A 25,470-nucleotide genomic window follows, 5' to 3' on the forward strand; every position below is an offset into this window, starting at 1 on the left:
ACCCGACGGCCCCGGTGCCCTGGCCGTGCCCGTCTTCGACCTCGACGGCACACTGTTGGCCTCGCTCGCTCTCGCCGCACCGGTCTTCCGCAGCAGCCTCGACGCGCTCATCGAATTCGTCCCCCAACTGACCGAGACCGCGGCATCCATCGCCGCCCGATTCCCGAGGTGACAATGCCTGAGATCCTCATCCTCAACGGCCCCAACCTCAACCTTCTCGGGGAACGCGAACCGGAGATCTACGGCCGCACCACCTTGGCCGATATCGAGGACATGTGCGCCGACACCGCCGCCGAGGCGGGGCTCGGCGTACGCTGCATCCAGAGCAACCATGAGGGCGGGCTCATCGACGCCGTCCACGCCGCCCGGCACTCCACGATCGGTGCGATCATCAACGCCGGAGCATACACGCACACCTCCCTGGCTCTGCACGATGCGCTGAAATCCTACGACCACCCGATCATCGAGGTGCACCTGAGCAACCCGCATGCCCGGGAAGCCGTGCGCCACCACTCCTACCTCTCACCCGTGGCCGCAGCCGTCATCGCCGGAGCCGGCGCACAGGGCTACGTCCACGCGGTCGAGATCCTCATCGACCACCTCACGAACGCGAAAGCGAGACTATGACCTCAACCCTCCTCCTCGGCCTCATCGGCGACGGCATCTCCGCCTCCCGCACCCCGCGGATGCATGAGAACGAAGGAGCCGCGCACTCCATCCCCACGATCTACCGCACCATCGACATCGGCACACCCCGCCTCGCCGAGGTGGGACTCGAGGAGCTGCTCGCCGGCGCGGTCCGGCTCGGCTTCGACGGACTCAACATCACCCACCCGTTCAAGCAGCAGGTCATCGGCCTCATCGATGAGGTCGATCCGGTGGCCGCCCGCATCAATTCGGTCAACACCGTCGTCATCGACAGCGCCGGCCGGACGACCGGATACAACACCGACGTCACCGGGTTCGCTGCCGGTTTCCGTGCCGGATTGGACGGTGCCGCCACCGAGGCGGTCGTGCAGATCGGTGCGGGTGGAGCCGGCCGTGCGGTCGGGTTCGCCCTCGCCGAACTCGGGATCGGCGACCTCGTCATCGCCGACATGGATGTGCAGCGTGCCGAAGGACTGGCCGCGGACATCGGCGCAGCGACGTCGGTCGGAACCCGGGCGAGAGCGATCGGACTCGATGAGCTGGGAGGGGCGGCCGCCTCGGCGCAGGGGATCGTCAACGCCACCCCGGTGGGGATGAAGGCGTACCCGGGAACCTCGGTCGACACCTCGGCATTCGGATCGGAGACCTGGGTGGCCGATGTCGTGTACTTCCCGCTCGAGACGCAGCTGCTCGCCGAAGCCAGGGCGAAGGGCTACCGCACGCTCGACGGATCGGGGATGGCGGTCAATCAGGCCATCGACGCGTTCGAGCTCTTCAGCGGCCGGAAGGCGAACCCGCAGCGTATGCGCGAGACTTTCCTGTCCTTCGGAGCCTGATGCTCAGACCTGTTCCTTCTTCTGCTTGCGGTATTCCTTGAAGAAGCTGATGGCGAAGATACCGACGATGAGGGCCAAGGTCAGCCACAGGGCGTACTTGTCGATGACCTTGAGGATGTCGACGGCGGCCTCTCCGAGCTGATAGCCCAGGAATGTCCAGATGAGAGTGAAGATGAGGCAGCCGAGGAGGTCGGCGACGAGGAACAGCGACAGCCGCATCCGCGTCCATCCCGCGACGAGATAGACGAGGGTGCCCGGGATACCCGGGCAACGCGAGATCAGCGTCATGAGGAACAGCGCCCAGCTCGGGATCTTCTTCAGCTGGTTGATGCGTTTGAGCTGGCGCTCGTTCTGCGCGAAGAGCCGCAGCACACCGTCGCCCCAGCGGCGACCGGCCAGCCAGAACGCCCAATCGAGTTTGGCCATGCCGACGAAGCCTGCGACGACGACCAGCCACAGCGGAATCTCACCGACCCGGGCATAGGCGGCGGCAGCGACGATCGAGGTCTTCGCGCCGTTGATGAATTCCTGGACGACCGGAGCATGGACGAGCATCCACGGTCGCAGCGGCATGAGGCCGAGGTAGATGAGCGGGACGCCGATGATGATGAACAGCAGCAGCTTGTCGAGGCCGGCAGCCTTGCCCTGCCAGGGTTTGATCGCCGCCCACGGATTCTCCTTGGGGTCAGTCTCGGAGCCGGCATCCGGCTCGGTAGTCGCGGAACCGTCTGTCCATGCGGAACCGGTGTCCGGCTCGGTGGGCTCGGACGTCGTCGATGAGGAGTCTGCGGATACGGGCTCTGCCTCGTCGCGGTCCGCGCGATCGTCGCTCATCGGTGGGCTCCTGCGGGTCGTCGGGGCGGTCGGCGCTTACGGTATCACAGGCGCCCGAACATCCCGCTTAAGAAGACTCTCATCGCCTCCGGCTCGACTTTGCCGCGGGCCTTGGGCAATGTGGACGGTATGGGTGGACGATCGAAGATCCTCGGCGGGGTTGTGGCCGGTCTCGTCGTCATGCTCGCACTGCTGACCGTGCTCATCGTGCGCAACACCACCCAATCAGAACCGCCGGATCTCAGCCCGGTGGAAGTCACCCCCGAACCGACGGAGACCTCCGAGCCGAAGAATTCCGAAGCCGATGCCGACAGCTCTGTCGAGGCAGACTCCAACGGCAGCGCATCTGATAGCAGCGCCGCCGACGGCCGCGCATCGGAGGGCAGCGAGTCCGGAGATGCGGACTCGAAGGACCCGCAGGAGATCGAGCACTCCTACGAACCGGTGCCGAACCCGCCTCGCGAAGTCCCCGGCGGCGGGGACGACGACGACGACGGCGACGACGGCGACGACGGCGACGACGGCGACGACGGCGACGACGGCGACGACGGCGACGACGACGGCGACGACGGCGACGACGGCGACGACGGCGACGACGGCGACGATGACGGCGATGACGGGGACGACGATGACGACTGAACGGCGCGTCGGGCTGACCGTTCAGAACCGCCTGACCATCACCGTCGCCGTGCTGTCCGTCCTCACTCTCTCCATCGTCGGCCTCATCCTCTACACCGTGGAGTCGAACAACGTCTCCGGCCGAATCACCGCCTCGATGTCCCAAGAGATCGACGAGATGCGAACGTTCTCCGAGAACGGGATCGATCCGCAGACAGGCAAACCGTTCACCTCCGTCGATGAGATCCTCAGCAACTTCCTCGCCCAGAACAGGCCGGACGAAGACGAGGTGCTCTTCGCCTTCCTCACCGACGGCAGAGTGCTCTATCAGGGCGAACCGGAGGACCTCCTCGGCAGTTCGAGCGCCTTCGAGAAGGCCGTGGCTGGTGCGGCCGAGAAAGGCGGGGAGGTCCGCCTGACCGTCGGCGACGTCGAGTACGAAGGCTTCGTTCTGCCCATCACCGGCGCCGAGGCGGGAGCCGCCACGACCACGGACACCCAGACCGCGCCCACCGACTCGACGACCCGGACGAAGGGCGTCGGCGAAGTCGCGGGCGGAGCGGCCGCGACGAACGGGGCGGGAGCCTTCGTCGTCGTCCACAACGTCTCGGCCAGCCACGCCGACCTCGTGCAGATCATGCAGATCTATGTCGTCGTCGCGCTCGCCGCCACCCTGCTCATCGCCGGTCTCTCCTCACTTCTGGCGCGACGGCTGCTGTCACCGGTGACCGAGCTGAGGCGGACCGCACAGTCGATCTCCGGCGGTGACCTCAGCAGTCGCCTGAAGACGAAGGGCCATGACGACATTGCCGAACTCGGGCACACCTTCAATGACATGCTCGACCGTCTCGAGGCGGCTTTCGAAGCTCAGCGGCGGTTCCTCGACGATGTCGGGCATGAGCTGCGCACCCCGCTGACCATCCTCGGCGGTCATCTGGAGACGATGAACGCGGAGGACGTCAGCGACGTCGAGGAGACGCGGGCGATGCTGCTCGATGAGACGGATCGGATGGGCCGCCTCGTCGAAGAGCTGCTCCTGCTGGCCCGTGCCCGACGCCCTGATTTCGTGCGTTTCGCCGAGGTGGATCTCACTGTGGTCGTGTCCGATTCCTTGGCGAAGGCCAAAGGACTGGGAGATCGGGAGTGGGGCCTCGAGGTGCCCGAAACGCTGAGTTTCCACGGAGACAGACAGCGCCTGACACAGGCGCTTCTCCAGCTGGCGTCCAATGCCGTCGAGCACACCGAGGACGGTCAGGTGATCGTCTTCGGTGCCCGCGACGACTCCGAATCCGTGCACATCTGGGTCCGCGACGAAGGCAAGGGCGTGCCCGACGAGATCGCCGAGGACATCTTCGATCGTTTCTGCCGCCGGTCGACCGACGGGGCCGGCTTCGGGCTGGGGTTGTCAATCATCACGGCCATCGCCGAGGCGCACGGAGGCACGGTCGTGCTCGACCCGACCACCATCGGTGCACAGTTCCGCATGATCCTGCCGAAAGGACAGAAGTGAAGAGCATTCTCGTGATCGAGGACGAACAGCGGATCTCCGCCTTCATCTCGAAGGGCCTGACCGCCGCCGGATTCGGTCCGCAGACCGCCGCCGACGGCCTCACCGGGCGAGACTTGGCCTTGACGGGAGACTTCGCACTCGTCATCCTCGACATCGGTCTGCCCGGACTCGACGGATTCAGCGTGCTGAGACATCTGCGCGAGCGACGACCCGAACTGCCGGTGCTCGTGCTCACCGCCCGGGACAACCCGGACGACACGATCTATGCCCTCGAGTCAGGGGCGGTCGACTATATGATCAAGCCCTTCCGGTTCGCGGAACTGCTGGCTCGGGTCCGTCTGCGGCTCAAGGAGAGTCCGCAGGAGCAGGAGGTCACGGAGCTCATTCGCGACGAGGTGCGCATCGACCTGCTCAAGAGACAGGTGTGGGTCAAAGACCGTCTCGTCGAGCTCTCCGCTCGGGAACTGTCCCTGGCCGAGATCCTGCTGCGCAACCGCGGCAACGTCCTCTCCCGCGGACAGCTGCTCTCCCATGTGTGGGGATTCGACTTCGACCCCGGCTCGAACGTCGTCGACGTCTATATCGGGTACCTGCGCAAGAAACTCGGCTCCGATTTCGTCACTACCGTGAGGGGCTTCGGATACCGCGTGGACTGAACCTAAGATCTTTCTCATCCGCGTCTTAACTTCATCTTAAGCACAGCCGACAAGCTGAGATGTATGAGAAGACGCTTGAGAGTCGCACTGTTCTCCCACGACTCGCTGGGACTGGGCCACATCCGCCGCAACCGGGCACTGGCTTTTGCGCTGGCCCGGGACCTGCCGGCACTGACCGGCCGTGAGGTCTCCGGTCTGCTCATCGCCAGCAGCCCCGAGGCCGCGCGATTCGACCTGCCCGATGGCTGGGACTGGGTCATCCTGCCCGGAGTCACTCCCGCACCCGGCGGCTATGTCCCACGGGCGCTCGCCTCCTCGATGCAGGGGCTGCGGGCGCTGCGGGCGGCGGCGGTCTCCGCGATCCTCGACCAGCAGCGGCCCGAGCTGTTCATCGTCGACCGGCATCCCTTCGGCATCGGCGGCGAACTCGCCGAGGCCATCGACCAGGTCCGCGGCCACGGCTGCCGTACGGTCCTCGGTCTGCGCGAAGTCCTTGACACCCCGTCGGTCATCGACGCTGAATGGGAGAAGGTCGGAGGACCCGCACGCGTGGCCGATGCCTTCGATGAAGTCTGGATCTACGGTGACCCGGACGTCTACGATCCCCGGTCCACCGGCGAAGTTCCCGCGACCTTGGCGGCCAGGGCCGTCACCACCGGCTACCTGTCCCAGGACCGTCCCGATGACGGCGGTGCCCTTCCTGAGGGAGTCGAGGCGGCGCGCGTCGGGTCGGCCGGGACCGAGTCTCCAGGGGTCGGATCCCAGCGTTTCGTCCTCACCTGCCTCGGCGGGGGATCCGACGGCGGCAGCCTCGCCTCCATCGCCGTCGACGCACAACCGCCCGATGGTCACCGTCACCTCATCGTCACCGGTCCGCAGATGGACACCGAGGAGTTCGACCGACTGCGTGTGCGCGCCGGTGCGACCACCACCGTCATCCGCCACCACCAAGACATCCCCGGACTCGTCGCCTCCGCCGAGGCGGTCGTGTGCATGGGCGGGTACAACACTCTGGCCGAACTGATGGCCACCGACACTCCGGCACTCGTCGTCCCACGCAAGGGACACCGGGCCGAGCAGCCCAGACGGGCATTCGCCCTCGTCGCTGCCGGCGCGGTCGATGCCCACACGATCGACAGCCTCGACGCCGAGGTGCTCAGCGAATGGTTCGCCGGCCGGGTCGGACGTCCCACCGATCGCTCCCATATCGACCTCTCGGGTCTGACCACCGTGCCTCGCCTGGCGGCCGAGCTCATCGCTGATGCCCGCGCCGAGGCGCCGGCCTTTGTCCCCGAAGCCGCACCGACAGCGGGGCACCGACCGACCGCGCCTCGCGGCACAGCCTCATCCGCCCGTCTGCCCATCACCTTGGAGGAGACCAGCCATGCTGTCTGAACAGACACACACCATTTCGACGCCGGCAGCGCCGTCAACACCGCAGGCACGACAGTCCGGCCGCCGTGCCTATGTACTCAAGATGTACCCGCGGTTCTCCGAGACCTTCATCGTCTCCGAGATCCTCGCCCGCGAAGCCGCCGGAGAAGACCTCGTGATCTTCTCCCTGCGCCCGAGCACGGACACCCGCTTCCACCCCGAACTCGCCCGCGTCCGCGCCGAGGTCATCCACATCGATCGGCCCTCGAGCGCCCGCAGCTTCTGGCAGACCTTCGCCGAGGCCGCAGCGGAACCGCGCGTGGCCGCGGCAGTGCCGGGCCACCTCGGCGAGCTCATGGAACTGAGCCACGATGATGTGATCCAAGCGCTCACCCTCGCCCGGTTGGCACTCGACCACGAAGTGACGCACCTGCACGCGCACTTCGCGTCGGTGGCGACGACGGTGGCCCGGGCCGCCTCGGCGCTGACGGGGATCCCGTACTCCTTCACCACGCATGCGAAGGACATCTTCCACGAGGATGTCGTGCTCACCGACCTCGCCCGCAAGACCGCGGACGCCGACCATGTGATCGCGATCAGCGAATTCAATCGCCGCTACCTGTCCACGGTGCTCGGGCCCGAGCTGGCCGACCGGATCGTCGTCGTGCGCAACGGCCTCGAACTCGACCGCTTCCCGTACCGACCCAGTCAGGGAGCAACGGGCGAGGTTCCCTCGCTGCTGGCTGTCGGCCGCCTCGTCGAGAAGAAGGGGTTCACCCACCTCCTCGACGCGCTCGCCCGCCTCCGCGACGAGGGAACGAGCTGCCGCCTCGATCTCGTGGGCACGGGCCCCCTGGAGGAGGAGCTGCGCGCGCAGTCCCGCACGCTCGGGCTCGATGAGCTCGTGACGTTTCACGGAGCGCTCACCCAGGCCGAGGTCCGTGACATGCTCACCGACCACGACATCCTCGTCTCCCCATTCGTCATCGGCTCTGACGGCAACGCCGACGGCCTGCCCACCGTGCTGCTGGAGGGCATGGCCACCGGAATTCCCTGCATCGCCGGCACCGTCACCGCCGTGCCCGAGGTCATCGACCACGGCCGCACCGGGTGGCTCGTCGACGGCACCGATGAGCAGAACATCGCCTCCACCATCGCCGAGGTGGTCGCCGCCCTGCGTACGGGCCCCGCTGGAATCCGTGCCGTCACCGATGCCGCCCGTGACCGCGTGAGCCGCCTGCACGACTCGACCGTCCAGGCCGGTCAGCTCGCGAGCCTGGCCGACGCTGCGGCGGTGCCTGGGGCGGTCCCTGCCGTTCCGACAGTCCGTGAAATGGAGTCAGTGTCATGAGAATCGCCTATGTCCTTCTCGACCCCGGCATCGGAGTCTTCGGCACGAAAGGTGCCAGCGTCCACGTCCAGGAAGTCGTGCGCACCTTCCGAGCACTCGGTCACGAAGTCAGTGTTTTCTGCACCCGCACCGATGACGACGTGCCCTCCGACCTCGCCGACCTCGATATCACCCGACTCGAGGTGCCGCGCGGTCTCGACCGCTCCCAGCGTGAGATCGCACTGCTGCGACTCTCCGACATGCTCGCCGACTTGGTCACGGACACGGTGGCCGCCTCGGGGCAGGGGTTCGACCTCGTCTACGAACGGTATTCGCTGTTCTCCACGGCCGGTGCTCGGATCAGCCAGCGCCTCGACGTGCCTTTGATCACGGAGGTCAATGCGCCTCTGCTGGAGGAGCAGCGGACCCATCGCGGACTCGTCCACGCCGAACACGCCGCCCGTGCCACGGCGGCAAGTTTCGCCGGAGCCGCACGCATCGTGTGCGTGAGCGAACTCGTCGCCGACTGGGTCCGCACCGACTATCCCGGCCTCGGCGACGTCAGCGTCGTCCCGAACGGAGTGAACACGGAACGGATCACTCCACGGTCAGGTCACGACTGCCTCGGCGGGGAAGGATGCGGGTCGCCCAGCGGTCGCTCGATACGGGAGGACCGCCCCGGTGGGGGACCTCCGAGTGTTCACGGTCCGGTGCGGATCGGGTTCGTCGGCACCCTCAAACCCTGGCACGGCACGGATCGGCTCCTTGCCGCCTGCGCTGGTCTGGTCGGGGACTTCCGCGTCGACATCGTCGGCCACGGCCCCGAAGCCGAGGCGCTCGAGAACCAGGTGCGCAGGCTCGGGTTGGGAGGACGAGTGCGCTTCCACGGTGCGCTGGCGCCGGAAGCGGTGCCTCAGGCTCTGCGCGAATTCGACATCGCGGTCGCCCCGTACCCAGCAGGCGAGAACTACTTCTCCCCGCTCAAGGTCTACGAATATCTGGCGGCGGGCCTGCCCGTCGTCGCATCGGCGGTCGGCGCGATCCCCGGCGTGCTCGCAGACACCGGGGCCGCGATCCTCACCGACCCGGCCGACACCGCGGACCTCACCGGCGCGCTGCAGAGACTCATCGACGACGCCGAACTGCGTGCGACGATGGGGCAGCGCGCTCGGGAAGAGGCTCTGACCAGCCATTCCTGGACTCGCCGGTGCCAACAGATCCTCGCACGGGTGACGGGAACCGCCGGCGACACAGCCGCCGGAGAAACCGCCGCCGTCGATGCCGGTGCCGCCCCCATCGACATGAGGATGCCGGTGTCAGGACGGCACCCCGCCTCGGCGGTGATCTCATGAGCGGCAAGAAGCTCACGGCCTCGGCGCTGCGGCGGACCCTGCGGATCATCCGTCCGCACCTGCGCCGGCACACGTGGCTGATCATCGGCGGGATGGCCGCACTGCTGGCCGACGTCGTCTTCCGCATCCTCGAACCCTGGCCGATCAAGATCGCCGTCGACGCCGTCACCGCGGCCCTGGGCGCCCAGATCGCCCCGACGTTCGGTCTCGACGCCGGAGTCGGCACGACGCTCGCGGTCGTGGCCATCGGCCTGGCCGTCATCGTCGGCGGACGGGCCGCGGCGAACTACGCCTCGACGATCTGCTTCGCCCTCGCCGGCGCACGCGTGGCCACCCAACTGCGCTCACGCGTGTTCGACCACGTCCAGTCCCTGTCGCTGCGCTACCACTCGAAGGCCTCGATCGGAGACACCTCACAGCGACTCGTCGGTGACATCGGACGGCTGCAGGAGGTCGCCGTCACCGCGGGCCTGCCCCTGGTCGGCAATGTCATCACCCTCGCCGTCCTGCTCGTCGTCATGGTCATCCTCGACCCGGTGCTCAGCGCCATCGTGCTCGTCACGGCGGCGGTCTACGGACTGCTGTCGAAGGCGGCGACCCCGAAGATCACGAAGGCCTCCCGGTCCACCCGCAAGGGCGAGGGCCGACTCGTCGGATCCGCCGCCGAGGCGCTCGGTGCCATCCGCGTCGTCCAGGCCTACGGACTCGAGAAGACCGTGGCCCGCGACTTCGCCGACGGCAACGAACGCGCACTCAAAGCTGGGGTGCGGGCACGCCGTCTGGCGGCCGGGCTCGAACGCTCCACGGATGTCCTCGTCGGCATCTCGCAGGCCCTCGTTCTCGCCTTCGGCGGGTGGCAGGTGCTGCGCGGGGCGATGTCCCCGGGTGACCTCGTCCTCTTCCTCCTCTACCTCAAGATCGCGATGAAGCCGCTGCGGGACATGGCCAAATACACCGGCCGGATCGCCCGCGCGGCCGCCTCGGGGGAGAGGATCGCCGACCTCCTCGACGAACCCGTCGAGATCGCCGACGCCCCCGACGCCGTGTCCATGGGCCCGGTCTGCGGCGACGTCGTCTTCAACCGCATCACCTCGACCGATGGGCACGGCAGGCCGCTGTTCGACGAGCTCGATCTGCTCATTCCAGCAGGACAGAAGATCGGCATACTCGGTGCCTCCGGGGCCGGAAAATCGACCCTGATGAGCTACCTGATGCGGCTGTCTCAACCGGACTCCGGTTCGATCTACCTCGACGGCTACGACACCCACAACGTCACCCGCGCCTCCCTGCGGCAGAACGTGTCCGTCCTCCTCCAGGAGTCCGTGCTCTTCGCCGCGAGCGTGCGTGAGAACATTCGCTACGGTCGGCTCGACGCCACCGACGCCGAGGTGGTCGCCGCCGCCCGTGCGGCCCGTGCCGATGAGTTCATCCGCTCTCTTCCCGACGGCTACGACACCGAGCTCGGCAACCGCGGAGACACGCTCTCCGGCGGGCAGCGGCAGCGCCTGGCCATCGCCCGGGCCCTGGTCCGCGACGCCCCGGTCGTCGTCTTCGACGAAGCGACGACGGGGCTCGACCCGCAGACCCGCGCCGAGGTGGCCGACTCCGTGACCGCGCTGACACGGGGGCGCACGAGCATCGTCATCAGCCACGACGTGGCGATGATCCGCGACCTTGACCGGGCGGTGTGGCTCGAGAACGGGCGGATCGTCGAAGACGGTACGCCGAGCGAACTCGCGGCGGCCGAGGGCAGCCGGTTCGCGCGGTGGATCCGCTCGCAGGCCGACGAGGCCGACAGCGTGCCCGGTGGGATGTCCGACCCGATGTCCGCGGGACCGCCAGCGCCCGCGGCGTCCGACGCCCCGGTTCAGGCCCCGGTGCTCGACTCGGTTCCGGTCGCGGCTCCTGACGTGGTGCCGCGACCGGCAGAGCCGCCGACCATCGGCAGAGCATCTGTCCAGGTAGGAGCCACATCATGACCGCATCGGCAGTCGACACCGTGGACACGCGGTTCGCGCAGCTGCCCTTTATCGACCAGCTGCGATCCGGGGAGGAGCTGTCCCGGCAGCTGGGCTTCGCGGTTCGGCCTCTTCGGATCCGCGTGAAGCCGGGGCGCGGCGCCATCGTCGCATGGCGGCGAGAGGTGGCCGGCCACCTCGGCGAGTTCGCCGACTGGGGGTTCACCGCGGTGATGACGAGCCCGGACAAGCTCGCCAACGCTCGGCGGCGGGCCGCCCGGCACGGGCAGGAGCTGGTCGTCCACGAGGCTGCCGACCCGCGCTCGGCGGGTGCGACCGGTGCGGTGCTGGTCAGCGGCGACGTGCTTGCCGACCCCAGGATCGGCAAGCATGTCGCACGGACACTCGACCACCTCCGCGGGGATCTGCGGATCATCGGATACAACCCCGCCAGGCGGCTGCTGCTCAAACACACCCCGGCCGATGGGGCGCCGGAATTCGTGCGGATCGCCGCCGACTCCCAGATCCACCTCGCCGAGGCAGCCGACCGTTGGCAGCGCGCGCAGCTGCCGAGCCTGCCGGTCGAGTTCGTCGGCGGACGTGAGACTGCCACGCGTTCGCCGTGGTGGGGGACCGGCGACCTGGGCGATCGACCGGATCCGAACGTCGCCGAGGAGGTCGGCGTGATCATCGCCGAACTGCACAGAAGCGGTGTGCCTGACAACGGCGGAGAACCGGCAGAGAGTGTAGGCGCTTCGGCGGAGGCGGACCGTGCGCTCGGCTCTCCGCTCGACCAGCTCGAGACCATCAGCCGGTCGCTGGTTCGTCTGCTCCCGGAACGAGAGGCGGACATCGTCGGACTGCTCTCAGAACTGAGCAGACGGCTCGGGTCGAGGCGAGGATTCGGACCGAATCGACGCCTCGGGCCGAAGCGGGAACTGCGGGAGATCCACGGGGACCTGAGCCCCGACCAGGTGCTTCTGGCGAATTCCGAGTGCCGGATCATCGACCTGGATCGATCAGGGTATGGGGCGATCGGGATGGATCTGGGGCGGTGGATTGCGGCCTGCCGCGTCGATTCCCGGTTGCACGAGCTCGAGCGACCCTTCATCGACGGCTACCGTTCCGCCGGCGGCGAGGAGACCGACCTGGGCGCATGGACGGCGTGGGCGATGCTTGTGGCCGGACTCGAACCCTGGCGAAACTGCTCCGAGAGCTGGAGGGACGAGACGATGCGAATCATCGACCTCGCGGGCACCGCTCTGGAAGAGAACGCCCCGACGACGGAGGTCGGATCATGACCGCGACGAAGCAGACCGTGACGAAACAGATCGCGGCGAAGCAGATCGCGGCGAAGCAGGTCGTGACGAAAAAGTCTGCAGCGAAGTGGGGCGCGGCCCTGCACATCCCCGACGCAGTCACGATCGGCGGACAGGACTGGAATGTGCGTCGAGCCTGGCCCGCAGGAGACAGTCGAATCGCGTGGGAGGCTTCTCTTCCTGGCCAGGGGATCCGGGTCGGCTATCTCGACGAACGCGGCGTGACGGTCCTCGACGCTGACCGTGACCCGAAGCTGCCGGGTCTCGCCAGGCTGCTCGCAGACGGAGGCAGGTTGGTCTCCCATCGACCGGGCAAACGCGCCGTCGTCCGCCTGCGCGACGGCAGCTTCGCCAAATGTGTGCGCGACGGAAAGGCCTCCGCCGTCATCGCGGGACAGCGCCGAGCGGCTGGGTTCCTTCCCGGTTTCGCCCTCCCGCAGGTGCTCAGTTCGGATTCTTCGACCGTTGTGCTCAGCGTGGTGCCCGGGGTCGAACTCCACGATCCTGCGAGGCTCGGAGCGGAGTGGTCACGCGCCTGGGCCGAGTCCCTCGACGCCTGGGCTCAGGCAGAGCCACATCCGACCGGTACCGTGACAACGGCTGCGACGAGGCTGCCGACCGCGATGCCGTTTCATGGGACCGCGGACGAGGTCGAAGTGCTCCACTTATGGCGTGAGCGCGCCCGTCCTCTGCTGGAGACCACGCGGACGGTGCGAGGGGAGACTCTGCTCGCCGACGTGGACGAACTCATCGCAGAGGTCACGGTCGAACTCGACGACGGGGCCGCCTCGGCGAGGGACGGATCGATCGGGCTCATCCACCGGGACCTGCACGATAAGCAGATCATGTGGGATCCGGTCTCCGGACCGGGACTGCTCGACGTCGATACGGCGTGCCGGGGTGAACGGGCGCTCGACCTCGGAAACCTCTGCGCGCATGCCCGGTGGCGCACCGAGCAGGGACTGTGGACCTCCGCCGAGGCGGCCGTGGTCATCGATGAGATCGCCCGGGTCGCCTCAGCGGCGGGGATCGACCCGGCCAGGGTCAGCGCATACGAACATGCCACCCTCATTCGGCTCGCCTGCGTCTACGCTTTCCGGCCCGCGTGGAGCGACCGGATCGGGTGGCTGCTCGAGGCGGCGCAGGCGATGTGAGACTGCGACACTTGAGCCCTGCGGAGGGCCGCTGACTTCACTCGGCAGTGCTGCGTCGCGCGTCTCCCCAGATATCGACTCCGGAATCGACGGCGAATTCGTCGATTGCCGTGAGTTCTTCATGGCTCAACGGTGCCGCGTCGAGAGCCGCGACATTGTGCTCGAGCTGTTCGACACGGCTGGCCCCGATGACCAGCGAGGACACTCGGTCATCCCGCAGTGCCCAGGACAGGGCGAGCTGTGCCAACGACTGACCGCGAGCGGCCGCGATGTCGTTGAGCCCGCGGATCCGGGCGAGGTTGTCGGCGCTTAGGAACCCGTCCTTGAACGATGGCTTCGCCTTGCCCGCTCGCGAATCTTCGGGCACTCCGTCGAGGTACTTGTCCGTGAGCAGGCCCTGCGCCAGCGGGGAGAAGCAGATGACACCGAGCCCTTCGTCAGCGGTTGTGTCGAGGAGCTCATCATCGTCGATCCACCGGTTGATCATCGAGTACGAAGGCTGGTGGATGAGCAGGGGAGTGCCGAGATCGCGGGCGATCCGCGAGGCCCGGGCCGTATCGGCGGCGGAGTATGAGGAGATCCCGGCGTAGAGAGCGCGACCGGAGCGCACGGCGGTGTCGAGTGCGCCGATGGTCTCCTGGAGAGGCGTCGAAGCATCGGGGCGGTGGGAGTAGAAGATGTCGACATAGTCGAGGCCGAGTCGGCGCAGTGACGCATCGAGGCTGGCCAGAAGGTATTTGCGGCTGCCGCCGGGACCTCCATATGGGCCGGGATGCATGTTCCAACCGGCCTTCGTCGAGATGATGAGCTCATCGCGGTAGGGGCGGAGGTCTTCGCGCAGCAGCCGGCCGAAGTTCGTCTCCGCCGAGCCCGGGGGAGGTCCGTAGTTGTTCGCCAGGTCGAAGTGCGTGATGCCCATGTCGAAGGCGCGACGAACGATATCGCGCTGGTTCTGGAAGGCGACATCGTCGCCGAAGTTGTGCCACAGTCCCAGTGACAACGCAGGCAGGACGAGTCCGGATCGGCCGACGGGGCGATAGGTCATCGAGTCGTAGCGGTTCTCGGCTGCTAGGTACACACGGACTCCCTGGAGTGAGTGGAAGAGGTCGGGTCCCAGCTTACGGGCGTGCGGCCAGCGTGCACACGCAGGCGCGATTGCCGTCGGCGTCGGCAAGGACGGTGAATGACGGTGCCTGGGACTCGTCGACGATCGTGCCTCCGGCGTCGACCGCGGCTCTGATCCGCTCCGGCGCGACCGCCGCCGGCACGGAGACATCGACGTGCAGACGCTGGTGCGGAACCTCGTGTTCTTCGCAGTCCTGGAACCACAGCAGCGGCATCTGGCCGGAGGGGTCGACGACGTCGGGGCCGGAGACGTTGCTCGCATCCCCGGTCAGGAGCGCCGCCCAGAACGGGGCGATGGCGTCCTGATTTGCGGTGTCGAGGCCGAGTTCGAGCAGTGCCGGGATGGTGGGGTCCGACTTCACCCCCGCCGAGGCGGCCGCCTCGCTGATCTGTCCCGCGAGGTTGAGGTCGCGTTCGGTCACGGCACCGGTGTCGTGGCTGGTCAGGCGGATGTCGACGTGGGGGAAAGTGAGCGTGACATCGGGATGGTGGCCGGCCGCCTCGGCGAGGGACCCGATCTCGGCCACGAGGTCGAGCCCGGTGGCGAAGTCGCCGGTGAGGAACCGGGCGCCGATGCAGTCCGGCAGCCCCTGCCAATCGCCGAGCCCGTGGGAGTCGAGTGCGTCGAGCAGATTCTGTCCGGTATATGCAGTCATGGCTTCATGCTAGGGACTTCTCCCTCCCGCGTGAACCCCTCCCGCGTGAACCCCTCGTTGCCGGATCCAGCAGTCAGGGGCGTAACGTTGCCCCAGTGATTGGCTCAACCGCATACCTCGTGACGCTTCTCTTCGCGTCGATCGCGCTTCTCATCCTCCTCATCAACTGGAAGACGAAGCTGCATCCGTTCCTCGCTCTCCTCATCACCTCCGCCGTGACGGCACTGGCCGCCGGTGAGGAAATCGCCAAGATTCCGGAGACGATCGCCGCCGGAGCCGGCGACACCCTCGGCGAGACCGGTGTCGTCGTGGCCCTCGGAGCGATGCTCGGACGGCTTCTGGCCGACAGCGGCGCCATCCAGCGGATCGCGAACCTCGTCATCGTGCACTCCTCGCCGAAGGCCGCACCGTGGATCATGACGGGAGTCGCCTTCATCATCGGCATCCCGATGTTCTTCGAGGTCGGCCTCGTCGTCCTCATCCCCGTCATCTACGCGGTCGCCTCGCAGCTGGAGAAGAAGACCGGGCAGAAGAAGCTGTGGTACCTGCGCATCCTCGTTCCCGCGATCGCCGCGCTCGCCTGCCTCCACGGCATGGTTCCGCCCCATCCGGGACCGCTCATCGCCGTGTCCGGACTCGACGCGAACGTCGGAATGACCATCGGCCTCGGCCTGGTCTGTGCGATTCCCACCGTCATCCTCGCCGGCCCGGTCTACGCCCGCTGGATCGCCCCACGGGTCAAGCTCGAACCGACCGCTGACCTCATCGACCAGTACACCGGAGCCCGCGCCGAGGTGGACCAGAAGGAACTGCGAACGATTCCGGTCTGGCTCGCCTTCGTCACCGTCCTCGTCCCCGTCGTGCTCATGCTCGTGCACACCGTGGTGCAGCTCGTGGCACCGGAGTCATCGTTCGAACCCATCGCCGAGGTGATCGGCAACCCGATCATCGCCATGCTGGCCGGAGTCATCTTCGCCGCCATCGCACTCGGATGGACCTCGGGAATGGGCGGTGAGCGGATCCGCAGCTCCTTCGGCGACAGCCTCAAGTCGATCGCCGGAGTCATCCTCATCATCGGCGGCGGTGGCGCCTTCAACGAGGTGCTCAAGGACTCGGGCATCGGCGACGCCGTCGTCGGCGCGACCTCTCACCTGGAGATGAACCTCATCCTGCTCGGCTGGTTCATCGGCATCCTGCTGTCGTTCGCCACCGGATCGGCGACCGTCGGAATCACCTCGGCCACCGGCATCGTCGCACCTCTCATCGGTGATCACTCGGGGGCATACGTGTCTCTGGTCGTCATTGCGATCGGCTCGGGATCGATCGGCCTGAACTGGGTCAACCATGCGGGATTCTGGTTCGTCAAGGAGAGCTTCGGCATGACGATCGGTCAGGCGACGAAGACTCACATGATGGTCCAGACCCTGGTCAGCGTCTTCGGACTGATCTTCGCCTTCCTGCTCTCACTGCTCTTCGTCTGACCGGAGGCGTGCGCTCGCCCGACCTCCGCCCACCCGGTCTCCGCCCGTCCGCCCGGCCTCCGCCCGCACGGCCTCCGCCGGCCCGGCCTCTGACCGCCCGCCCTCTGCTCGCCGATTTCTGCCGATCAAGCCGGAGCGCGGATATGTCATGGTCGACGACGCCATATTCGCGGCCACGCTTGACCGAAAGGAGGGAGCGCTTGAACGTGAGCGAGCGCTTGATCGACGGCACGAGTGCAACGCTGACCGAGGGGGATGGGCACCACAAAATAGACCAGTGGTCTTGATTTAGTGGTGTGTCCTGTGCCTCAATGGTGGTGTGACGAAATTCCATGCCATCCGCGACCAGCTCCTCGACCGCCTCGAGGACATGGCCGCCGGTGAGCAGTTCCCTCCGGAACGACAGCTCGCCGAGACTCTCGGCATCTCGCGGATGACCCTGCGCCGCGCCATCGACGAACTCGTCGCCAAGGGCATGGTCCGCAGGCGTCACGGCACGGGCGTCTTCGCACTCGGGCCGAAACTCGACCAACCGCTGGCGGCGAGCTCCTTCACCGAGGATATGCTCGCCCGCGGAATGCGTCCCGGGTCCCATATCCTCAGCTTCGACACCGCCGAGGCGGGCGCGCACATCGCTCGTCGACTCCACATCTCCGAAGATGACGACGTCATCGCGATCCTGCGTCTGCGCCTGGCCGACGACGAACCGATCGCTCTCGAAGAACTCCACGTCCCCTCGGCTCTCGTTCCGGGGCTGAGCCCAGGCGACCTCGAGGACCAGTCCTTCTACGATCTGCTGCGCCGGAATTTCGGCATCCGCCTCAACCACAGCGTGCAGACGATCGAGCCCACCCTCCTCGATGCCGGCGAAGCTCAACACCTCGGCGTCGAAGAACTCTCACCGGCCCTGCTGTTCGAACGCATCTCCCGCGGTGCCGATGACCGCCCGTTCGAGTTCGTCCGCTCGGTCTACAGAGGCGACCGTTACAAGGTCCGCACCGAACTCACCGTCCCCGCCCCGGCGGCAGCCGGAGCCGCAGCCGAAGCCGTTCCCACCGGCACCGTCCCCACCGGCACAGCTCCCGCCACCGTCACCGACCACACTGGAGGAGTGCAGCCATGATCATCGCCGGCCTCATGACCGGAACCTCCGCCGACGGTCTCGACCTCGTCATCGCCGAGTTCCGACCCGACCCCATCAGCGACACGGAACCCACCCCCAGCTTCGACCTCGTCGGCGCGGACCCCACCACCCTGACCGTGCGGATCCTCGCCGAACGCGAAACCCCGTTCGACGACCGACTCTCCGCCGACATCCTTCGTCTCCTCGAACCGGCAGATCTGCCGTTGTCACTGGTCAGCAGCGTCGACGCCCGGCTCGGCCGGTTCTGCGCCGACGCCCTGTCCGAACTCTGCGCCGACCACGACCTGACCCCTGACCTCGTCGTCAGTCACGGACAGACCGTCCGCCACGACATCACCGACGGGCAGGTCACTTCGACCCTCCAGCTGGGACAGCCGGCCTTCATCGCAGAACGACTCGGTGTTGCCGTGCTCTCCGATGTCCGCTCCCGCGATGTCGCCGCAGGGGGACAGGGCGCCCCGCTCGTCGGGCTGCTCGACTCCCTCCTGCTCTCCGACGTCGAGGCTCCGACCGCGGTGCTCAACCTCGGCGGAATCGCGAACATCACCGTCATCGCTCCCGGTGAGGACCCCATCGCCTTCGACACAGGCCCGGCCAACGCCCTCATCGACATCCTCGCCCGCCGCATCACCGACGGCCGGCAGAGCTATGACCGTGACGGCGCACTCGCCGCGGCAGGCACTGTCGACGAGGACCTGCTCACCGCGCTCCTGACCGAACCCTTCTACGGCCGCCCGGCCCCGAAATCGACGGGCAAGGAACTCTTCCACGCCGCCTACCTCGACTCATTCCTCGAATCCCACCCCCGCCTCGGCGAGCATGATCAGATCGCCACGGTCACGGCGCTGACCGCGCACACCATCGCCGAGGCGGTCCGAGACCACAATGTCACCACCGTCATCGCCTCGGGAGGTGGGACGAGGAATCCGGAGCTGATGCGCCGCCTCGGCGAGGAAGTGGGTGACGGTGTCACCCTCACGAGCACCGACCAAGCCTTCGGGCTGCCCGAAGGCAGCAAGGAAGCCCTGCTCATGGCACTCCTCGGATGGCTGAGCTGGCACGGACTCGACGGCACACAGCCCAGCCTGACCGGGGCGATCGGGCCGCGCATCGCGGGTCGGTTCACCCCCGGTGACGGACCGCTGCGGCTGCCCGAACCCCTCCACCGACGACCCGCTCGGCTGAGACTGACCGACTGAACCGCGGCCGGACTGAACCGCAGCCGGCACCGTCCGCGCGATCTCACCGGCACACCGACCACGACTGACCAACCCAACCCGACACACTCCACCACCACCAAGACACCCCCAACACAACACCCCCAACAAGGAGAGACCAATGCAGATCATCGACCTCCTGGTGATCGTCGCCTATCTCGTCGCAACGGCGTGGCTGGGACTGGCACTGAGCGGAAAGCAGAGCAGCCTCAAGGGCTACTTCCTCGGCGGGCGCGACCTGCCGTGGTGGGCCGTCTGCCTGTCCGTCGTCGCCACCGAGACGAGCGCGCTGACCGTCATCGGCATCCCCGTCATGAGCTACCTCGGCGACCTCAACTACCTGCAGCTGGGGCTGGGCTACATCCTCGGCCGCGTCATCGTCGCCTACTTCATGCTGCCGCGCTACTACGACGGTGAGATGATCACCGCCTATGCCTACCTGGGCAAACGCTTCGGCCAGTCGACGCAGACCACGGCCGGCGTGACCTTCCTCTTCACCCGACTGCTCGCCGACGGCATCCGCGTGCTCGCCGCGGCCATCCCGCTCAAGGTCATCCTCGACGGGCTCGGCGTGCACACGAACTACTTCGTCATCATCGTCGTCCTCTCCCTGGTCACGATCGTCTACACGTTCATCGGCGGCATCAAGGCCGTCATCTGGGTCGATGTGGCACAGATGATCCTCTACGTCCTCGGCGGGATCCTCGCGATCATCATCATCTCCGCCTCGGTCGGAGGCGGCTGGTTCGCCGAGGCGGTCGAGGCCGGGAAGACGAACATCTTCGTCTTCGAGGGCAATCCGATCAACGCGGCGAACTCGTTCATCCCCTCCCTGCTCGGCGGTGCGGTGTTCGCGATGGCCTCACACGGTTCCGATCAGCTCATCGTCCAGCGACTCCTGTCCTGCCGATCGAAGGTCGAGGCGCAGAAGGCGCTCATCACCTCCGGATTCGTCGTGGTCGTCCAGTTCGCGATCTTCCTGCTCGTCGGACTGGCGCTGTGGGCCTACTACGATCGCGCGCTGCCGGCCGATCTCGGCCTGACCCGCGACGACGAGATCTTCCCGCACTTCATCATCGAGGGCCTGCCCGCCGGTATCTCCGGGCTGCTGTTGGCCGGCATCCTCGCCGCGGCGATGTCGACCCTGTCCTCGTCCCTGTCGGCGCTGTCGTCGTCGACGGTCAACGACGTCTACGCGAGACTCAAGCGCACGCCGATGACCGACGAACAGGGCTTCAAGGTCGGACGTTGGGCGACGATCGGCTGGGGCATCGCGTTCATCCTGCCGGCGACGATCTTCGAGTCCGACTCCGGCAACATCGTCATCCTCGCACTCGGAATCGCGGGCATCACGTACGGCGGTCTGCTCGGGGCGTTCGTCTTCGGCATCGTCAACAAGCGGGCCCGGGCGCTGGATGCGAACATCGCTTTCGCCCTGGCCGTGGCCGGCAACGCGTTCTTCTTCGTCATGGAGAAGTACGTCACCGGCGAAGTGTGGGTGGCGTGGCAGTGGTACCCGCTGCTCGGCGTCATCGTCACCTTCATCGTCGGCGGCCTGCTCGGTCTGCGCCACACGACCAAAGTCGAAGAGCCCACCATCGCCGAGGCGGAAGGAAGCCCCCGTCCATGACCTCCTCCCAGCCGGGCTCAGCCCACCCGATCTCGCCGACGGAGTCGTCCTCGTCGACGTCTGAAACGGCACCGCCGGCGGCCGTCCGGCCGCTGTCGCCGACCGAGCAGCGCAATCCGGCCAGCTCCGGCCTCGACGACCTCGACACCCTCGGGGTGCTGCGGGTCCTCAACTCGCAAGACCACGCCGTCATCGACGCGGTGGCCGCAGCCCTGCCGCAGCTGGCCGAACTCGTCGACATTGCCGCTGACCGCATGCGCCGAGGCGGCCGCGTCCACTACTTCGGCGCAGGCACCTCGGGGAGGCTGGGCGTCCTCGATGCGAGCGAGCTCCTGCCGACGTTCAACCTCGAACCGGGCCGGGTCATCGGGCATATCGCCGGTGGTCAGGCGGCATTGGTCAATGCGGTGGAGAACGCCGAGGACTCCGGGGCCGACGGAACCGCGGCCGGTGCCGAGCTCGGACCCGACGATGTGGCCATCGGCATCGCCGCGAGCGGGTCGACCCCGTACGTCGGCGGGGCGCTCGACGCGGCGCGGGCCAACGGCGCCCACGCTGTGCTCATCTCGAACAACCCGTACGCCTCTCTGGCGGAGAAAGCCGATGACCACATCGTGCTCGACACCGGCCCCGAAGTGATCACCGGATCGACCAGGCTCAAGGCCGGCACTGCCCAGAAGCTCACCCTCAACGGGTTCTCGACCGCGCTCATGGTCGCTCTCGGCCGGACCTGGGACAACCTCATGGTCTCGGTCGTTGCGACGAACGCGAAGCTGCGCGAACGCACTGTGCGCATCCTTCGCGAGGCCGCGGACCTCACCGATGCCGACGCGCGAGCTCTGCTCGAGAGCTGCGATGGCGATCTCAAGACCGCCATCGTCGTCTCCTTCACCGAGGCGGCCCCCGCCCTGGCCGCGTCGACTCTGGAGTCTCATGACGGATCCGTCAGGGCCGCGATCGCCGAGCTCGTCCGGACGGGCTCATCGTCCGATAACGGATCCGGCTCCGGACCGGACGATTCCGGTCAGGGCAATCCTGGGCCGGGTACCGTGGGCGCATGAGCCTGATCCTCGGCATCGATATCGGCGGCACCGGCAGCCGTGCCGCACTCGGTGGCGTCGGCGATGCTGCTGACCATCGTGGCAATGCCGTCAGCGGACCGGGCATCGCTGACGGCGCGGGCTTCGTCCCACGCATCATCGACCAGATCGCCGGACCGCGCATCGAGATCGGGCCGAACGGCAGCACCGTCCTGCATGTCGTCCGGGACCTCCTGCGATCGGCCGCCGATATCTGGTCGGAGCGCTTCTCCGAGGTCGGCGGCATCGGCGTCGGTGCGACCGGCATCGCTTCCCTCGCCGAGGATCCTGCCGAGGTTCTCTCCGAAATCTCTTCTGAGCTCGGCGTGCCGGCAGTCGCGGCCATCGATGCTGTCACCGGCTACCTCGGTGCGCTGGGCGGTACCGGAGGAGCGATCACCGTGCTCGGGACAGGGGCGATCGCCATCGCCCATCCGGGTCCGGATGAGGCTGGCCATTGGTCGGCCGAATGGGCACGAGCCGATGGCTGGGGTCACCTCTTCGGCGACCGCGGGGGAGGAGCATGGCTGGGAGGTCATGGTCTCGAACTCGCCCTGCGCACTCATGACGGTGTCGACGAACGAGGTCGCGCACTGCTCGAGGCAGCCACCCGACGCTTCGGACCACCGGCCTCCTGGCCGGGACAGTTCTATACGCGCAATGACCGGGCAGGACTCCTCGCCGAATTCGCCGTCGCCATCGGCGAGACTGCTCGAGCCGGCGACACAGCCTCTGCCGACCTGCTTCGGGCAGCGGGCCAGGAAGCTGCCCGCAGCGCCGTCGCCGCTCGAGCGCGAGCCGCGGGTGAGCCCGCGCGCATCGCTCTCACCGGGGGAGTCGCGGCCGCGGGCGATCACCTCGTCGAGGGATTCCGCACCGAAGCCGCACGGTTGGACCATGCTGTCATCGTCGTCGACCCCGCCGGCGGACCGCTCGATGGGGCACTTACGCTGGGTCACCTCGGTGCCGGTGGGAAACTCAGCGCGCAGGACCGGGTCATCTGGGCCTGACGGGGCGTCTGGTGGCGCGATCCTCAGCCCGGGCCTCTCGCACCATCCGCACCTCGCGCACCCCGTCGTACTCGTCGGTCTTGACCGTGCCGTCGGCGACGAATCCATTCTTCGCATAGAACGCCTGAGCGCGCGGATTCGGATCGGCAACCCACAGCGCAGTCGTCACGGACGGATCGACGACCGCATCGAGGAGGTCCTGGCCGACGCCCGTGCCGTGCATGGACCGATAGGCGTAGAGAACGTAGAGGTGCCGGTCTTCGACGCTTCCGTCAGTTTCCGGCGGTCCGGACATCGCGATGCCGACGATGTCGCCGTCGGATTCGGCAACGGCGCTGACGTATTTCTGCGGGGCCGCCTCGGCGAGAATCTGCGTCCACATCTGTCGGCGTCGAACGACGAGGTCGCGAGCATCGAGGAGTTCGTCGGGCATGATCCCGCGGTAGGTCTCCTCCCAGCTGTCGACGTGGACTCGCGCCATTCCGGCGACGTCGGCGATGACTGCGGGACGGACTGCAAGTGTCATGAACCGACTCTACCCCCGAGTGCCGATCGTTCTCCTGGCCTGCGACGTTTCAGAACTGCTGGTGGAGGAACGGTCGCCGGCACGAGATATTCACCTGACCTGCACCTGCCGACAAACAGCTGTCCGGCCGGGACGCCCAGGATCGAGAGAGTGAGAGCGAACCGCGAACCAGTCACCTCCGTCGAATCATCACCCTCAGCCCACCCACTTCATCGCCGGTTCCGGCCGTCACCACTCGGTCCTCGGAGCTCCGGCGGGGGAGCCGTAGCATTCGAGCCGGTGGCAGCACCACCGCCCACCGACCTCGAACTGCCGATGGGCCCGCGTACCCGGTTGTATCGATTCTTCGAGGCCGTGCCGGCGGCGATCAGCTTCACCGCTGTCGGGCTCGTACTCGTCCTCCCGTTCGTCGACGCAATGCTCGGAGCGGTCTACGTGCTCTCCATCGTCGGGCTGATGTTCGTCCGCGCCATGCTCGGCGCGATCCACGTCGCCCGCGGCTCCCTCCGCTTTCGACGCAGCGCTCGCGTCGACTGGGCGGCACGCCTGACCGACCTCGAGCGGGTCCTGGACGGTCGCCCTTCCCTGGCGCATCCTCGGGGTGGGTTCCGTGCTGCCGACCACGCCGCCCTCGTCGCGAAAGTCAGCGCCGATCCGACCTCGATCATGCGTCCATCGACCCTGCTCCACGCGGTCGTCGTGGCCGCGTACAACGAGCCCTATCCGGTCATCGCTGACACCATCCGCACCCTGTTGCACACCTCGACGAAGCCCGAACAGCTCCTCGTCTTCTTCGCCCATGAGGAACGGGGCGGACCTGCCATGGCCGAGACGGCTCGGCGGCTCGAAGCCGAGTACGGCCACCGCTTCGGGGCCTTCGTCCTCGTCGAACATCCAGCCGGATTGCCCGACGAGATCGCCGGCAAGGGAGCGAACATCACGTACGCCGGTCACCTCCTGGCCGAATGGGTCCGTGACGAGGCCATCGACCCGCGTCGGGTGATCGTCACGAGCCTCGACTGCGACAACATTCCGCACGAGTCCTACTTCGACTGTGTCGCCTACGAATATGCGGCCGCGCCGGACCGGGAGCGTCTGTCGTTCCAGCCGATCAGCCTCTACATCACGAACATCTGGGACGTGCCCGCACCATCGCGAGTAGTCGCCAGCGCGAACTGCTTCTGGAATCTCACGACCACTGTCCGCAGGATCGCACTGCGCAACTTCGCCTCCCACGCGCAGCCGCTGACTGCTCTGGTCGAGATGGGCTTCTGGTCGAAGCGGACCATCGTCGAAGACGGTCACCAGTACTGGCGCAGCTGGTTCCACTTCGACGGCGACTACCGGGTCGTGCCCGTCCATGTCCCGATCTTCCAGGACGCCGTTCTGGCCGGGAGTACTCCGGTTCTTCTCCCTGCTCGAGGGGCACGTCACCCTCGCCTCGATCTCGATCATCATCGCCATCGGCGGTTGGATCCCCTTCGTCGTGGCTACGCAGACGGGGCAGGCCACCTCGGTGGTGGAGGGCATGCCGATGACCGTGGGCATCATTCAGCAGATCGGCATGATCGGACTCATCGTGTCCGTCGTGGTGTTCAATGCGCTGCTGCCGCCCCGGCCCGTCCACGTCCCGCGCGAACGCTGTGTGACGATGTGGCTGCAGTGGCTGCTCTATCCGCTCACGCTGCTCGTGTTCAACTCCTCGACCGCGCTGTACTCGCAATGGTGGCTGCTCACCGGCCGCTACCGCGAACGCTTCGACGTCACGGAGAAGAGGGCCGGCGGAGCGTCCCGGTGAACCGCTGACCCGCTGACGCCGACCCGCTGACCGAGTGCCACCACACCAACTGCTTCAAAGTGTGAGCGTCCAGCCTGAAGGCTGCGCTCGCGCCCTGTCAAGCTGTTTGGAGTCACTCACGCTGCTAGCGTGTCTATCTCTCGATGGTTGATCCCGACGACCTCGGCTGGTGCCGGGGTCGTCGGTGGTTTCGCGAACCGTTCCGGATGCTGCGC

General features: G+C 67.3%; 23 protein-coding genes. 19 read left to right on the plus strand and 4 right to left on the minus strand.

From position 1 onward, the window contains the following. Positions 1-25 precede the first annotated feature (25 nt). Genes BLIN9172_RS07880 through BLIN9172_RS07890 form a run of 3 tightly spaced genes read left to right on the plus strand, consistent with a single transcriptional unit; the run spans position 26 to position 1,484 of the window. Positions 26-172, plus strand: coding sequence for a hypothetical protein (locus BLIN9172_RS07880; protein WP_180956953.1), 147 nt, complete (start codon positions 26-28; stop codon positions 170-172). A gap of 2 nt (positions 173-174) precedes the next feature. Further along, complete coding sequence (gene aroQ / locus BLIN9172_RS07885) at positions 175-627, plus strand: type II 3-dehydroquinate dehydratase (RefSeq protein WP_101554552.1); 453 nt, start codon at positions 175-177, stop codon at positions 625-627. Further along, complete coding sequence (locus BLIN9172_RS07890; protein ID WP_101554553.1) at positions 624-1,484, plus strand: shikimate dehydrogenase; 861 nt, start codon at positions 624-626, stop codon at positions 1,482-1,484. Before aroQ ends, BLIN9172_RS07890 begins: the two co-directional genes overlap by 4 nt. A gap of 3 nt (positions 1,485-1,487) precedes the next feature. Here the strand turns inward: BLIN9172_RS07890 and BLIN9172_RS07895 are convergent, their stop codons facing one another. Further along, positions 1,488-2,318 carry a DedA family protein gene (locus BLIN9172_RS07895; protein ID WP_101554554.1) on the minus strand — a complete coding sequence of 277 codons (831 nt, stop codon included), beginning with the start codon at positions 2,316-2,318 and terminating at the stop codon, positions 1,488-1,490. 129 nt (positions 2,319-2,447) lie between these two features. On the opposite strand from BLIN9172_RS07895, the gene BLIN9172_RS18080 reads away from it, so the two are divergent. From BLIN9172_RS18080 to BLIN9172_RS07935, 9 genes are all read left to right on the plus strand, one after another. Next, on the plus strand, positions 2,448-2,957 hold the full coding sequence (locus BLIN9172_RS18080; RefSeq protein ID WP_180956952.1) for a hypothetical protein: 510 nt from the start codon (positions 2,448-2,450) through the stop codon (positions 2,955-2,957). Beyond that, the gene (locus tag BLIN9172_RS07905; RefSeq protein WP_240812224.1) at positions 2,947-4,446 is read left to right on the plus strand and encodes a sensor histidine kinase; all 1,500 of its coding nucleotides are present in this window, start codon (positions 2,947-2,949) and stop codon (positions 4,444-4,446) included. Before BLIN9172_RS18080 ends, BLIN9172_RS07905 begins: the two co-directional genes overlap by 11 nt. After that, positions 4,443-5,102, plus strand: coding sequence for a response regulator transcription factor (locus BLIN9172_RS07910; protein WP_101554556.1), 660 nt, complete (start codon positions 4,443-4,445; stop codon positions 5,100-5,102). The genes BLIN9172_RS07905 and BLIN9172_RS07910 overlap by 4 nt, the downstream gene beginning before the upstream one ends. A gap of 63 nt (positions 5,103-5,165) precedes the next feature. Continuing rightward, complete coding sequence (locus BLIN9172_RS07915; RefSeq protein ID WP_101554557.1) at positions 5,166-6,497, plus strand: glycosyltransferase family protein; 1,332 nt, start codon at positions 5,166-5,168, stop codon at positions 6,495-6,497. An 82-nt stretch (positions 6,498-6,579) separates the two neighbouring features. Then, complete coding sequence (locus BLIN9172_RS07920) at positions 6,580-7,827, plus strand: glycosyltransferase family 4 protein (protein ID WP_420867216.1); 1,248 nt, start codon at positions 6,580-6,582, stop codon at positions 7,825-7,827. Further along, positions 7,824-9,158: a glycosyltransferase family 4 protein gene (locus tag BLIN9172_RS07925; protein ID WP_101554559.1), complete on the plus strand. Its 1,335-nt coding sequence runs from the start codon at positions 7,824-7,826 to the stop codon at positions 9,156-9,158. Before BLIN9172_RS07920 ends, BLIN9172_RS07925 begins: the two co-directional genes overlap by 4 nt. Further along, positions 9,155-11,137: an ABC transporter ATP-binding protein gene (locus tag BLIN9172_RS07930; RefSeq protein ID WP_101554560.1), complete on the plus strand. Its 1,983-nt coding sequence runs from the start codon at positions 9,155-9,157 to the stop codon at positions 11,135-11,137. The genes BLIN9172_RS07925 and BLIN9172_RS07930 overlap by 4 nt, the downstream gene beginning before the upstream one ends. Then, a complete protein-coding gene (locus tag BLIN9172_RS18085; protein WP_170286964.1) occupies positions 11,134-12,417 on the plus strand; it encodes a phosphotransferase family protein in 1,284 nt (427 codons plus the stop codon). The genes BLIN9172_RS07930 and BLIN9172_RS18085 overlap by 4 nt, the downstream gene beginning before the upstream one ends. Next, positions 12,414-13,589: a phosphotransferase gene (locus BLIN9172_RS07935; RefSeq protein WP_170286963.1), complete on the plus strand. Its 1,176-nt coding sequence runs from the start codon at positions 12,414-12,416 to the stop codon at positions 13,587-13,589. The genes BLIN9172_RS18085 and BLIN9172_RS07935 overlap by 4 nt, the downstream gene beginning before the upstream one ends. A 37-nt stretch (positions 13,590-13,626) precedes the next feature. Here BLIN9172_RS07935 and mgrA read toward each other — a convergent pair whose 3' ends face one another. Together mgrA and BLIN9172_RS07945 are read right to left on the minus strand one after the other, a co-directional pair. Further along, positions 13,627-14,667 (minus strand): L-glyceraldehyde 3-phosphate reductase, encoded by a 1,041-nt coding sequence (mgrA, locus tag BLIN9172_RS07940; protein ID WP_101554562.1) that lies wholly within the window; start codon positions 14,665-14,667, stop codon positions 13,627-13,629. A 40-nt stretch (positions 14,668-14,707) separates the two neighbouring features. Beyond that, entirely contained in the window at positions 14,708-15,370 is a 663-nt protein-coding gene (locus BLIN9172_RS07945; protein ID WP_101554590.1) for a 4a-hydroxytetrahydrobiopterin dehydratase, read from the minus strand. Between the two features lie 95 nt (positions 15,371-15,465). Between BLIN9172_RS07945 and BLIN9172_RS07950 the strand changes: the two genes are divergently transcribed. The 6 genes from BLIN9172_RS07950 (at position 15,466) to BLIN9172_RS07980 (ending at position 22,931) form a co-directional block, all read left to right on the plus strand. Then, positions 15,466-16,851: a GntP family permease gene (locus tag BLIN9172_RS07950; protein ID WP_240812223.1), complete on the plus strand. Its 1,386-nt coding sequence runs from the start codon at positions 15,466-15,468 to the stop codon at positions 16,849-16,851. A 319-nt stretch (positions 16,852-17,170) separates the two neighbouring features. Then, positions 17,171-17,974: a GntR family transcriptional regulator gene (locus tag BLIN9172_RS07960; protein ID WP_101554565.1), complete on the plus strand. Its 804-nt coding sequence runs from the start codon at positions 17,171-17,173 to the stop codon at positions 17,972-17,974. Then, positions 17,971-19,194, plus strand: coding sequence for an anhydro-N-acetylmuramic acid kinase (locus BLIN9172_RS07965; RefSeq protein WP_101554566.1), 1,224 nt, complete (start codon positions 17,971-17,973; stop codon positions 19,192-19,194). Before BLIN9172_RS07960 ends, BLIN9172_RS07965 begins: the two co-directional genes overlap by 4 nt. Positions 19,195-19,333: 139 nt before the next feature. After that, the gene (locus BLIN9172_RS07970) at positions 19,334-20,842 is read left to right on the plus strand and encodes a sodium:solute symporter (protein ID WP_101554567.1); all 1,509 of its coding nucleotides are present in this window, start codon (positions 19,334-19,336) and stop codon (positions 20,840-20,842) included. Beyond that, positions 20,839-21,903, plus strand: a complete 1,065-nt coding sequence (gene murQ / locus BLIN9172_RS07975; RefSeq protein ID WP_101554568.1) for an N-acetylmuramic acid 6-phosphate etherase — start codon at positions 20,839-20,841, stop codon at positions 21,901-21,903. The genes BLIN9172_RS07970 and murQ overlap by 4 nt, the downstream gene beginning before the upstream one ends. Further along, entirely contained in the window at positions 21,900-22,931 is a 1,032-nt protein-coding gene (locus BLIN9172_RS07980; protein WP_101554569.1) for a BadF/BadG/BcrA/BcrD ATPase family protein, read from the plus strand. The genes murQ and BLIN9172_RS07980 overlap by 4 nt, the downstream gene beginning before the upstream one ends. Here the strand turns inward: BLIN9172_RS07980 and BLIN9172_RS07985 are convergent. Next, positions 22,918-23,457 (minus strand): GNAT family N-acetyltransferase, encoded by a 540-nt coding sequence (locus tag BLIN9172_RS07985; RefSeq protein ID WP_205751085.1) that lies wholly within the window; start codon positions 23,455-23,457, stop codon positions 22,918-22,920. The genes BLIN9172_RS07980 and BLIN9172_RS07985 overlap by 14 nt on opposite strands. A 279-nt stretch (positions 23,458-23,736) precedes the next feature. Here BLIN9172_RS07985 and BLIN9172_RS07990 point away from each other — a divergent pair, with 279 nt between their 5' ends. Further along, positions 23,737-25,263: a glycosyltransferase family 2 protein gene (locus BLIN9172_RS07990; RefSeq protein ID WP_101554570.1), complete on the plus strand. Its 1,527-nt coding sequence runs from the start codon at positions 23,737-23,739 to the stop codon at positions 25,261-25,263. The last annotated feature ends 207 nt before the right edge of the window (positions 25,264-25,470 follow it).

The organism is Brevibacterium linens ATCC 9172 (genome assembly GCF_900169165.1).
Taxonomy (GTDB): domain Bacteria; phylum Actinomycetota; class Actinomycetes; order Actinomycetales; family Brevibacteriaceae; genus Brevibacterium; species Brevibacterium linens.